This window comes from Sporomusa sp. KB1, assembly GCF_007830295.1.
Taxonomy (GTDB): Bacteria; Bacillota; Negativicutes; order Sporomusales; family Sporomusaceae; genus Sporomusa.
Genome location: NZ_VLKC01000002.1, coordinates 3155126 through 3167534 on the forward strand (window position 1 = coordinate 3155126; position 12409 = coordinate 3167534).

Sequence of the window (12409 nt, forward strand, 5' to 3'; positions counted from 1 at the left end):
CATTCGAAGCTACTGTGCGGCAGAGACGTGAGACAGGCCTGTTCTTCTGCTAGCATAGTACCAACCAGTGCTGGACGGCTTTGGATTTTGTGAGTCAAGTAATCCTTGCTGTATTGATCCAAACAACTTTGCAGTTCTTCCCATGAATCTACGTGGGGAATTGGAACGAGGACATTACGCCGGGAGAATCCTACCAGATTCTCCACCAGACCTTTTTCATTACCCTGTCCTGGATTGCAGAACGTGCTGGCAAAGGCATAATGAGCTTTGAGATATTGAAAGGGCAATTGCTCCTGGGTAACGTGTCTGCCCCAGCCTTCCTTTACTGCAGTCTTTACGTTGTCATAGATTAGACGTCGGGGCACGCCGCCGAAAAATTCGAATGCCTTNCGATGGCCCATGAGAAAAGACTCATAACGTTGAGTTGGGAAGGCTGCTACAAAAATGGCCGCACTATGACAGAGGCGCATGCAAAAGAGTTGGACTACGGTACGTTGGCCTTTTATATACGCGATAGCCGTTCCCCAATCTACCTGGGCTGCTTCGCCTGGATCAAATTCAAGGGGGATATGTACCTTTGTTGTCTGCTTTAGCTGANGGACGAATTGACGAATGGTGGAGTATCCACCGGTAAAACCATGTTCTTTGCATAAACGATCATAAATTCGTTTGGCGGTGTGTCGCTGCTTGGGCAGATTATTTTGCCGGTCTTCTTCAAGATAGCCATTAATGATATCTTTGACCGGCCCGATTACTGGAAAACCACGCTGAGGGGTTTTGACGGTCAATGGCATGACCTCTCCTTCAACGTACTTTTTTACAGTATTTCTAGAAATACCAAGCCTTCTGGCAATTTCTCTTTGCGAAAGCCCTTCAACTGCGTAGGCATGTCTGATAAACTGGTATTGATCCACCTCGATCACCTCTAAAACCTCCTGTCGCTTTTGTCTCAGCAACTCTAGCATACAGGATTTTAATGGGGTCGGGGTGGCTCATTTTGACATTGTCATTTTGAGCCACTTTGGCTCACTTCTAGAATATCATTCACATATGCATTAGGCTATACCGGCAAGGGCCTTAAGCTGGGAGTTTGTGACCAGTATGTGCAATTTTATCATCCGGAATTTAGCAGCAAAACGGGATCCGGGTATATTGGTGTGCTACCAAGTGATTATGATTGGGCAAAAAATAATCATGCAACTCATGTAGCCGGTATTATGGCTGCTGCCAAAGACAATACCGGGATGCATGGCGTGGCGTTTGACGCGAATCTGCTTTCCGGCAATGTATTTGTTGATAATAATATTGGTGATGTATATAGCGGATTTAATCAAGATAATAGTGTGAAAATTATCAACAACAGCTGGGGGCGAGATGTTTACATTGATACCACGTCGTTAGGAAAAGAGGATATCCGGTATTTGATGAATAGCGATAATGATGAGTATTCAGTCCTGCGGAAAAGCATTTTGGATTATGACAAAGTATTAGTGTTTGCTGCCGGCAATGCCGGCCATGCATCACCGGATGTAGACGCGCTCTTTCCTTACCTATACCCGGAAGCGGCTGGCAATTTTATTAATGTAATAGCTCTGAACAGTGATGCTTTTAAGGGCACGATGACAGATACTAATGCTGTCGCGTTGTTTAGCGATCTGTCCAAATATGTGGAGGAAAATAGTATTTCAGCCCCGGGGTTGTTTATTAATTCAGCTAATTCAGTTACAGGCGGCTATGTATCCAAGTCCGGCACATCGATGGCTACACCTTATGTTTCGGCATCAGCCGGGCTGGTTCAGGAAGCTTTTCCCTATATGACAGGCAGCCAGATTGTGGATACAGTGCTATCGACAGCTAACAATACATTTACTTTGCCCAAGTATACTTTGACTGTGCAAGAAGATGGCGATGAACAAAAGATTAATATCTACTATTTTGGCAATATATCGTCTATAGATGAAGTCAAAGCTGATTTACGGAATTATTACAATAATAACAGCTTTATTTTGCAACAGTATGGCTATGCAACCGCTGATGAGTTTGCTAATCAAGCTGGGGTTGCTTACCAGAATACCCCGCAGGAACTTGTTTTTGGCCAGGGTCTGCTGGATGTGGGGAAAGCGGTAAAAGGGCCGGGATTGCTCAATGCCCGGCGAATGGATTTTAGCAATTATAGTCCGGCCAATGAATTTGGGAAGGCTCAGGCGCTATATTCTATTGATACGCAAGGCTATAATAGTGTGTGGAGCAACGACATTGCTGAAAAAAGGGCCGGCTTGCTGTCTTCCACCAGTAATTATGCCGATTTACAGGCAATTTACAATTATTATTTGGGAACTGATTTGGGTTTGGGTCTTTCAGGTGGCCGGGAATATATTGATACCTATAATGCCAAGGCTATTGCCAATGGACTGCTTGATTTGCCTGTTGGACTGTACAAGAAAGGTAATGGCATTTTGGCGCTTACCGGCCAAAATACTTATAGCGGCAGCAGTATTGCTGCCGGCGGCGTATTGCAGATTGACGGTTCAGTGGCCGAAGATGCCTATAGCATTCTTGACGGCACACTTGCCGGTTCCGGTTCTATCGCCGGCAATTTGTCCAATCGTGCCGGCCTGCAGGCCGGCAGTTATGGAACGCCGGGTACTCTTAGTGTCGGCGGCAATTTAATTAGCAGCGGCGAGCTTGTTGTCGTAGTACAAAATAATGTCGCCGGCAAAATTGCCGTAGCCGGAGAGGCAGATATTAACGGCACTAGTTTGACTACTGCAGCGGGCAATACTTACCGGCCGGATACCAGTTATACTGTGTTGACTGCGTCCAATATCACCGGTAATTTCGCTTCCGGCACAGCTGCTGTTTCCGGTTTACTGAGTGCTCACGGTTCGCAAAATGGCACCAGCGCTTTTTTAGAAGTGAACCGTCAAAATAATATTGCTTCTCCCAACTTGCGGCAGCAGACAGCGTATTTGCACATGAACGCAATGTATGATGCGCTGGCCGGGGATGCCCAACGTCAAATGGACACACTGTATAATTTGAATACTTCGTCTGCTGCGCTGGCTTTAAATGAAATTTACGGCGGCGCTCAAGTCAATCAGTCATTGCTGATTCAACACAGCGGTCTGGTAAGCAATGCTTTAACGGCTCGCTTCAGTCATCTTAACCATAACTATCAGGAGGAAAGCAGCGTATCTGCCAGTAATCTGTCAGGAAACGATTTGGCGGCTAAGGGTGTGATTCCGCTGCATTTGGATACAGACAATGGCTGGTGGATGAAGTTCACTCGTAGCGGAGGTTCGAGAGATGCTTATGCCGGTGAACCCGAAATGAAATCCAAGGGGCTGGGCATTGTTGTAGGCCGGGATTGGCAAAGCACGCCTAACTGGCGGGCAGGTTGGATTTTTGGTTATGAAAACAGCGATAATGCCTCGGCAAGTGCTCACAGCGATGCTAATGATTACCGGCTGGGTTTTTATGGCGGCTATAGCCAGGGCGCTTTCGATAGTCAAGTCTATCTTGCCTGCGGCCGTCAAACCAATGCGTCCACACGCTATTTACGAGAATTAGGTTTAACGGCGGACAGCCATTATGGCAGCCATACTATCAGCCTGGGCTTGAAAGAAAAGTACAATTTGTATGAAGGGCGAAAAACTTCCGTTACACTTAGTCCCTACGTGGGTGTGGATATTACCCGGTATACGCAAGACAGTTTCCGCGAACAGGGAGCCGGCATTTACAATCAGGTGGCTGATCATGCACACAATACTTACAGTACCGGCGAAATAGGACTGGAATGGGAGCACTCCCTGAAACAAGGCCATTATGGATTTAATGTGGGTTATAAAAAGGTTTTGGGTGGTTATGATCCGCAAATGACGGTCGCCTACGGTGGCAATTTGGATGATAAGTTCACAATTGACGGTGGCCGGCAGGATCGGGACTATTTGGTCTGGGAACTAAACGCTGAGGGAATGGTGAATCCTACCTGGAGCATCAGCGGCCGGGTAGGCGGAGAAAAAGGCAGCAACAGCCATTATTGGAATGCGTCACTTATGCTCAAGCATGATTGGTAGTTGAGCGACAAAAACGGCGGAGAATGTTTTGAAACTCCTGGTAGATCCTATATTGGATTTACCAGGAGTTTCTGTCTGAGAGTTTTCTGATGATGTTTGAAAGCCGGTAAAGTCCATTTTTAATGTCAGGTAGTGCAGCAAAAGAATACGATAGGCGAAGATGGTTGTTCGAGAGGGCGTCATATATGTTCCCGGGATTAATTAAGAGGCCTGTATCCAATGCAGCCTTAAATAATTTCTGGAGAGAAACTGGATGAATCAGTTTAAGCCAAATATAAAAGCCCCCTTTTGGAATATTCCAGGTGGCAATATCCGAAAAGTTCATCTCCAAAGCTTCGATAGCAATGTCACGGCGAATTTTCAATTGTTTTCTTACTTCTTGAAGATGATTTTGGTGTAATCCACTAGCAAGCCATTCCGCAGCAGCCCATTGTGACAGAGAGCTGGAACCGTAATCATTTTGCATTTTCATGTCTGCTAATCGTTCAATAACCGGCTCGGGACCAACAATCCAGCCGATTCTCATCCCAGGGCTCAGTGATTTGGATAAGCTGCCTATATATATTACGCGCCCGTCTTTATCGAGAGCCTTTAGCGGAGCAGGCGGTGGTGCATCGATCCAGAGTTCACGATAAACATCATCCTCAATAATTGGCAATAGTTCTTTTTGACACAGAGCGAGCAAATCTTTGCGACGCTGTTCGGTCATTAGGGTTCCGGTAGGATTGTGAAAGCAAGGGATGGTGTATAACAAGGATGTATTCTGGTGTTTCTTTTGATAGTCGATGGAAGTAACCTGAATTCCCTCGTCATCCATGGGTATACCAGAGAATTGCATACTCATGGATTGAAATAATTTGAGCGACAGAAGGTAAGAAGGCTTTTCAAGTAAAATAGTAGCATCTTTAGGTAGCAGCCCAAAACATATAAGTTGGAGAGCTTGCAAAGCACCGGATACGATCAGAATGGATGCTGGGGATGCATCAATACCAAAGTCTTTTAGATAATGACTTAGCTGCTGACGTAAATAGAGTAAACCTCTTGACTCCTCATAGCCGAACGATTGTATTTTGTCAGGTAATTTACTTAAAATAGATTTTATCATAACGGAAGGAATCAGTTCGGGGGAAAGTTCACCTGTACCTAGTCTAACATTTTTTGGATTGAATTCTGATCGATTAATTTCCTGAATGGTAGGGAAATTAGGTAGGTAGATGCCTGATTCAACATAGGAATTCCAATTCACTTGTTGTGGGGAAGTTAATATCGACCAAGTATTATTTGCTACCCATATACCGCTCCCAATTTTACTTTCCAGCAGCCCATCAGCAATTAATTCATCGATCGCAGTTGCGACTGTACTCCTGTTTACTTGAAAAATGCGTGCAAGTTCGCGTTGTGGAGGCAGTTTGTAATTTACGGGCCAGTCTCCAATACGAATTTTATTCTTTATATATTCAATAATTTGTACGTATAAAGGCATACGGTCTTTATTATTGGGTGTCCAATCTATTGGTAACATTAGGTAATTCTCCAAAGCATTTTTTTCTATTATAACAAATTGGTTGGGATGACATCAATCCAATTGGCTGGAGACATTTGAAGAAAATCTTTCTATAATGTAAAAAAACATTATAGGGAGATAATAGGATGCAATCGTTATTACATGGAGTATTTCTAGCCATAGGATTGATATTACCTTTGGGGGTGCAAAATTTATTTATTTTTAATCAAGGGGCAACTCAGCCAAGCTTCCTGAGAGCTTTACCTGCCGTTATTGCAGCCTCAGTTTGTGACACTCTTTTGATCCTGCTGGCTGTAAATGGAGTTTCTTTGTTTTTAGTAAAGTTTGAGGTGCTTAAAGAAGTCTTAGTGGGGATGGGGGTAATATTTTTACTATATATGGGTTGGCTTACCTGGAATAATATAATAGCACATAACGATGTGGAGGCTACAAAGAGCTTTTCAATTAAGCAGCAGATAGTCTTTGCGGCTACGGTCTCATTATTTAACCCTCATGCTATACTAGATACCATTGGTGTAATTGGCACTAGCTCGGCTAACTATGAAGGAATGGAAAAATTATTATTTACGATAGCCTGTATTCTTGTATCGTGGCTATGGTTTTTTTCTTTAGCTGCTACAGCGCGGTTTGTAAGCGGAAGGGCGCAATTCACAAATGGAATTAGGTGGATAAATAAGCTCTCAGCAGTTTTTATTTGGGGATCAGCTTGTTATATGGTATATAGTGCAATATAGCGACGGGTAGTTTTAGTCAGACACAGTTGCAGCAAAGGGACGTTTTTTTTTGCTTCTTATTCCGAAACTAAGTTTAAATAAACAGACAAAGGAACTCCGTACAAATCCAATTGGGTTTGGCGGAGTTCCTTATTATTTATCACCGAAATAGGCTGAAATGGATTAGAAACAATGATTCTGATCCATATTTTATTGAACATTGATGTACTTGTAATAGTTTGCTATAATAAAATGTTATTTTGCATTATACTAAATAAAGAATGCAGGAGTGGACTGATTAAATGCGGTTAATACATAAAGTTACATTGCTGTTTAGTATTTTGGTTGTTGTAAATAGTTTAATTCAATTTATGGTCTTTGATAAAATTTTTCTTTCTGATACTGATGCCTTATTATTAGAGACTAATGAGCAAGCAGCAAATAATGTTAGTATACAATTGCTGGAAAATTTCAAAAAAATTGAAATGTCACTAAAAGTAATTGCAGTAAATGAAAAAATTAGAGAGAATCAGGATACTTTTGATAAAATTAATATGATTTTGCCTGAAGTAGATGTATTAACAATTCTTAATCAACAGGGAGATATTTTACTTGTTTCTGGCAATCAATTTGAGCTTGTGGTTTCAAATTTATCGCAAAGAGAGTATTTTCGGCAAGCGATTCAGGGAAAAACTTATATTAGCGATGTTTTTACGAGTGCTAGGGGCTTTAAAGTTGTGACCATTGCAGTCCCAATCATCAAAGATAATAAAATTGATGGCGTGCTTGTTGGAGCCGTTAAGCTGCATGGTAATTCATTAGCATCCATGTTCGACAATAAACTATTTGGAAGAAACGGTTATATTTCTATTCTAGATCGGCAAGGTGATATTGTTTACCATCCTAATAAAGAACGAATTGGTCAGAAAGCGATAATTTTTGATCAATTACATGGTCAAACAGGATCGAAAATTATGACAGATTTTTCAGAAAAAGAACATTTTGTTGGTTATTCTAGAGTTTCAGAATTAGACTGGATTGTTACGATTAATACGCCTACTGCTGATGTAATAAAAAATAGGAATATTATGATTTTCGAAATTTTGTTATTGTCAATTATCAGTATTCTTGTAATTATTCTAGTTGGTACATATACAGTAAGGCGTTATACTAAACCACTTGCTCAGTTAATTTTGGCATTTAATACTTTGAAAGATGGTAACTATAAAAAGATTGACTCCGGTAATTATGAAAAAGAGTTTCAGGAAATAGTTCATGTTTATAATAATATGATTGAGAAATTGGAGGAAGTTCATAATGACCTTGAGGAATGCGCTGAAATTGACTCTCTAACGAGCGCTTATAATCGCAGAGCTTTTGACAATTACATGCGTATTTTGAAGCAAGAAATAAGTAATGGTACTCTAGATAAGTTAGGAGTTTTTCTATTAGATATCGATAATTTCAAAAGCTTAAACGATACTTCGGGGCATTTAACTGGCGATCATATTCTGAAAAAAATTACCGAAATAATGAGGTCGGTTGCAGGAGCGCAATCTGTTTTTCGATTTGGTGGAGATGAATTTGCGGTTGTGCTTCGAGATATTTCAGACGAAACATTATTATCTATTGCAGAAGCAATTCGATTAGAAAGTGAAAAGTCTTTGGATGATTGTACTGTAAGTATAGGTGTGGCTAATTATCCCCAGGATACTAACTCTATAGATAAATTAATCGAATTTGCTGATAAGGCTCTTTATATTAGTAAAAATAGTAAAAATAAAGTTACTTCTTATACAAAACTGTGAAAGTAAGGGAGCGAGCAGATACCTACTTAACTCTTTTTTTCAATGCACTCGGGACGAAAGTGTTGATACCTGTCATTTTTTTAGAGGATGTCAAAGACGGGGTTAATGAAATCAACACAATAGATTGATGTCAACAACCCCGTCCCCTGATATCAGGGGACATTTTGGACGCTTACTTTTTATCGACGAGTTATTTTCTTTGCAGATATTCATCAAGGCTGTATTTTCCCGGTCCGACAAAAAGTGCTGCCAGAAAACTAAATCCATCCTCCAAGGATTGAGATGCCTTCATTAAACCTTTTCCGTCAACCATCTGACTGGTAAAGGCGACACCTAAATTGACAACAAGTAAGAGGGCAGCCAGGCGATAAAACAAGCCTAATACAATGAGTAACCCGCCAAAAAATTCAGTAAAACCACTCATAAATCCCCAAAATGCTGGTGCAAAATCTATTCCGAAAGTCCCCATTGTTTTTCCCAGTGCAGTCCATTTCTCTATCCCGCCAAAAATCTTGGGAAATCCATGCCACATAAACATGCCGCCAATTCCCAGACGAAAAAGCAATAGTCCGATATCCTGATAAGGTTTTATCAGCTGATTAAAAACAACATACAAACTTTTCATATACTTCAACCCCTTTGATAAATATGGTAAAACTATCCTTTGAGATAAATATATACCAATTGATAATTAAAGTCAATAAAAAACAATATTCTAATAATAAAAAATAGAATAATAGGTAGCAAGTAAAATAAAGATACAATCAGGGTTGAACATCTTTTATTACAGACATTAGACTCTTTACGTCAGAAGCAAAGGGATATATAGTAATTATCTCTGGGTTATTGCTTAGCCGTTGAATGTATCAATTGCCAGTGTCCTTGTGTTACAGGCATAACTGAAAGCGTGACTGGCGCACAAGCTATTTCTAAAAAGTGGTAGAAAGGGACAGGGGGATAGGTGTACTGTCCCAGAAGCTAGTGAAATAACATCTCGTGGTGAGGATAGTAGCAACATTGACGTAAAAATACAAACATGATATTCTGTTAACATACCCTATAGGGTATCAAGGAGGTAATGAAATGCGCCAATGTATGGATGCCGATAATTTACATAGACGAATTAATAAAATTATAGGACAATTAAGAGCCATTGACAAAAATGTGGATGAGGATATTCCTTGTGAAGACCTGCTTATTCAAATTAATGCAGCGAAAAAAGCACTTCATAAGGTTGGGCAGGTTGTTTTAGAAGGACATCTTCATCACTGCGTTCGTGAAGGCATAGAACATGGCGATGCTGAAACGACGATTTCTAACTTTGCAAAAGCTGTGGAGCATTTTTCGCGCTTGTAACATAAATATGGCTGTATTGATTAAAGGCAACCGTAAATGGTTGCTTTTTTTATTGACAGCATATACCTAGGGGGGTATAATGAATTTCATAATACATATACCCCTATGGGTATAAAGGAGTGGTATTGTGATATCTTATCTGAAAGATGATGATAAGCGTACTTTGCTCTTCCTGGGAATTTCTTTTGTTTCTCTTATTATCAGTTTTTTTAATATTGGAAGATTACCTATTGACGCAGCATGGGTGGTGATCATATTGTGTGGTGTTCCCATTGTCAAAGACGCCACGATTGCACTTATCAAAGAGTTTGATATCAAGGCCGATGTTCTTGTCTCAATCGCTTTGGTGGCATCGGTTATCATTGGTGAAATTTTTGCTGCCGGTGAAGTGGCGTTTATTATGACGATTGGTGCGTATTTGGAAGAGAGGACGGTAGCAAAAGCCCGCGCCGGAATCGAAAAATTGGTCCGCCTAACGCCCACTACAGCTCGCGTCGTGCACGATGGCGAGGAGATGATTATCCCGTCTGAACGAGTAAAAACCGGTGATATTTTAAGAGTACTTGCCGGAGAAACCATTGCTGTTGACGGTATTATTACAAAAGGGCAAACCTCTATTGATCAGTCCGTGATGACAGGCGAATCCCTGCCTGTGGATAAAGGCGAGGGTGATGAAGTACAGAGTGGGACAGTGAATCAGTTCGGAACTTTTGACATGATGGCGCAAAAGGTCGGCGAGGACAGTTCTTTACAGCGGATGATTCGTCTTGTGGAATCGGCTGATGCAAGTAAGGCAAAAATTGTTGGGATAGCTGATCAATGGGCTACATGGATTGTTATCGTTGCTCTTGTTTCTGCCGCTATCACCTGGTTTGTAACCGGTGAGATTATTCGTGCTGTTACAGTGCTTGTTGTGTTTTGCCCTTGTGCTCTGGTATTGGCGACACCTACTGCTATTATGGCCGGGATCGGCAATGCGACTAAATATGGTATTTTAGTGAGTCAGGGCGATGCGTTGGAACGACTGGCAAAAGTCAAACGTATTGCTTTTGATAAAACAGGAACGCTGACATATGGCAAGCCGTCTGTTGTGAAAATAGTAAGTTGCAGTTCCGATATCAGTGATGCAGAATTCTGTGAGATTATAGCTAGTGCAGAGATGCGTTCGGCGCATCCGCTTGGAAAGGCCATTGTCGCACATTACAAACAAACGTATTGCCAATTGCCTGTTGAGCCAGAAAGTTTTCTGCTTATACCCGGGCGAGGTGTTTCTGCGAATGTAAAAGGAAGGCGCATATTTGCGGGAAACGGGGCGTTGCTGGTTGATCACTCAGTAAATTTACCGACACAATTTATTAAAGAGGTTGAACTGTCTAAGTCAGAGGGATGTACCATCATATATGTTATCGGTGAGGGACAAGTGATCGGTTTTGTTGCGTTAGCCGACACTATTAGGTCTGATGCCGCTAATATGGTCAAGGCTATTCAAAGTACGGGAGCAAATACATTGTTGTTAACAGGCGACATTACGCAGGCGGCAAAACACATTGCTGATATTGCAGGTATTCAGGATGTAAAGGCCAACTGCCTTCCCGAAGATAAACTAAGTACAATTCAGCAGTATCAGGAACAAGGCGAGTCGGTTTGTATGGTAGGCGATGGAATCAATGATGCACCAGCTCTTAAAGCTGCGCAAGTCGGCATTGCTATGGGCGGTGTGGGCAGTGATATTGCCGTTGAGGCTGCCGATATTGTTCTAGTTGGTGATGATATTAAGGAAATTCCTCACTTACTTCTTCTCTCAAAGAGAGTGATGCGGACGATCAATATAAACCTAGCGGCCTCTATGATTTTAAATTTTGCTGCTATCGGCTTGGCAATTACAGGAATCCTTAATCCTGTATTAGGCGCTTTGGTACATAATGTAGGTTCTGTAGCAGTTATTATAAATTCATCAATTCTATTGAAATGGAGGCAAAAATGATGAAAGAATGGATAATATTTTCTGTATTTTCTATTGTGGGCTTAGGAATGCTTATAACAGGGATTTCAAATATGATCAAAGAAAAACATGACGCAGAGTCGGTGAAAATTTATCGGGGATTTTCGATTGTTGGTGGCATTGTCTTGATTAGCTCTATTTTATATAAAGTTTTTGGGTAGATTTTTAACCTGCGGCAAAGGGCATGCATCTTGATCTTCTACATATGTCTTCATAATCTGCTTTGCTTCGTTGTGGTCCTGTATGAGCTTGTAGTTGGGAACTTCGCCAATGAGCTCAGACAGGATCTCTTTATTTCTTCCTTAATAGTACTTAATTGGTGCGGCACATGCCTAAGCAAGGCAAATATCTACAATTATATTTTACCATAACAGAGGGCTTTGCTGTTTATTTGTTGACTTTTTCAGTGGTTTCGGACGTTTCTTTTGAATTGAATTTACAGTGTGCTCAAATAGATTTCCAGTGGAGCGTGAATTTTGCGCTCCACAAACACACACTCGCTATGTGGATGGATAAGACAGTTAATTCTCTAGATGAGGATAATCAATATAGCAGGAAAGATGTCGAAAATAGAGAATATCATCAAAGGTTTACAATTTTTCCAAAAGAAAGGGGATGCCGCCTGGAGTTGGCGGAGTACCAGACGGAGGAGGCTCACATATCGGATATATGTGAGCCGATGGCAACGGAGCCTTACGAGAAAAGGCTCGTGGAGTATTAAGGGAGGAAAATATCTTGGAGAGGATAAATCACTTTTATCAAGGCATACAACAGGATCTTAAGCTCTTTCTGTTTTTCTGGATTATTTTTACCGTATTTAGGCTTAGTTTTATTATGATCATGTTTTCGACGGACAATATCTTGAACAATCTGAGTGGCATATGGGTTTCACTTTATTATGGTGCCAGACTCAGTTTAAAAAGTAGCGG

The 12409-nt window shown here is 41.2% G+C and carries 10 protein-coding genes; 7 read left to right on the forward strand and 3 right to left on the reverse strand.

What is annotated here, in order from left to right; translation table 11 throughout:
• Positions 1–914 (reverse strand): IS21 family transposase (gene istA, locus SALPA_RS18230; RefSeq protein WP_222428044.1); only part of this gene is annotated, 914 nt, incomplete at its 3' end.
• Positions 915–1037: 123 nt separating this feature from the next.
• Between istA and SALPA_RS18235 the strand changes: the two genes are divergently transcribed.
• Complete coding sequence (locus SALPA_RS18235) at positions 1038–4076, forward strand: S8 family serine peptidase (protein WP_255451433.1); 3039 nt, start codon at positions 1038–1040, stop codon at positions 4074–4076.
• 58 nt (positions 4077–4134) lie between these two features.
• Here SALPA_RS18235 and SALPA_RS18240 read toward each other — a convergent pair whose 3' ends face one another.
• Positions 4135–5598, reverse strand: coding sequence for a PLP-dependent aminotransferase family protein (locus tag SALPA_RS18240; RefSeq protein WP_145097218.1), 1464 nt, complete (start codon positions 5596–5598; stop codon positions 4135–4137).
• Between the two features lie 128 nt (positions 5599–5726).
• Between SALPA_RS18240 and SALPA_RS18245 the strand changes: the two genes are divergently transcribed.
• A complete protein-coding gene (locus SALPA_RS18245; RefSeq protein ID WP_145097221.1) occupies positions 5727–6335 on the forward strand; it encodes a LysE/ArgO family amino acid transporter in 609 nt (202 codons plus the stop codon).
• Positions 6336–6655: 320 nt separating this feature from the next.
• A complete protein-coding gene (locus tag SALPA_RS18250; RefSeq protein WP_255451256.1) occupies positions 6656–8122 on the forward strand; it encodes a sensor domain-containing diguanylate cyclase in 1467 nt (488 codons plus the stop codon).
• Between the two features lie 190 nt (positions 8123–8312).
• On the opposite strand, the gene SALPA_RS18255 is transcribed toward SALPA_RS18250, so the two are convergent.
• Entirely contained in the window at positions 8313–8747 is a 435-nt protein-coding gene (locus SALPA_RS18255) for a DoxX family protein (protein WP_145097227.1), read from the reverse strand.
• Between the two features lie 458 nt (positions 8748–9205).
• Here SALPA_RS18255 and SALPA_RS18260 point away from each other — a divergent pair, with 458 nt between their 5' ends.
• The 4 genes from SALPA_RS18260 (at position 9206) to SALPA_RS18275 (ending at position 12201) form a co-directional block, all read left to right on the forward strand.
• Positions 9206–9478 carry a metal-sensing transcriptional repressor gene (locus tag SALPA_RS18260; protein WP_145097230.1) on the forward strand — a complete coding sequence of 91 codons (273 nt, stop codon included), beginning with the start codon at positions 9206–9208 and terminating at the stop codon, positions 9476–9478.
• A gap of 127 nt (positions 9479–9605) precedes the next feature.
• A complete protein-coding gene (locus SALPA_RS18265; protein WP_145097233.1) occupies positions 9606–11462 on the forward strand; it encodes a cation-translocating P-type ATPase in 1857 nt (618 codons plus the stop codon).
• Positions 11459–11641, forward strand: coding sequence for a hypothetical protein (locus SALPA_RS18270; RefSeq protein WP_222428045.1), 183 nt, complete (start codon positions 11459–11461; stop codon positions 11639–11641). The genes SALPA_RS18265 and SALPA_RS18270 overlap by 4 nt, the downstream gene beginning before the upstream one ends.
• Before the next feature lie 167 nt (positions 11642–11808).
• A complete protein-coding gene (locus tag SALPA_RS18275) occupies positions 11809–12201 on the forward strand; it encodes a hypothetical protein (protein ID WP_145097236.1) in 393 nt (130 codons plus the stop codon).
• Positions 12202–12409 lie beyond the last annotated feature (208 nt).

Excerpts from the sequence above, each read along its gene's own strand:
- SALPA_RS18245 (WP_145097221.1), top strand. The coding sequence starts at position 5,727 with ATGCAATCGTTATTACATGGAGTATTTCTAGCCATAGGATTGATATTA.
- SALPA_RS18260 (WP_145097230.1), top strand. The coding sequence starts at position 9,206 with ATGCGCCAATGTATGGATGCCGATAATTTACATAGACGAATTAATAAA.
- SALPA_RS18255 (WP_145097227.1), bottom strand. The coding sequence starts at position 8,747 with ATGAAAAGTTTGTATGTTGTTTTTAATCAGCTGATAAAACCTTATCAG.
- SALPA_RS18275 (WP_145097236.1), top strand. The coding sequence starts at position 11,809 with ATGCCTAAGCAAGGCAAATATCTACAATTATATTTTACCATAACAGAG.
- SALPA_RS18270 (WP_222428045.1), top strand. The coding sequence starts at position 11,459 with ATGATGAAAGAATGGATAATATTTTCTGTATTTTCTATTGTGGGCTTA.
- SALPA_RS18240 (WP_145097218.1), bottom strand. The coding sequence starts at position 5,598 with ATGTTACCAATAGATTGGACACCCAATAATAAAGACCGTATGCCTTTA.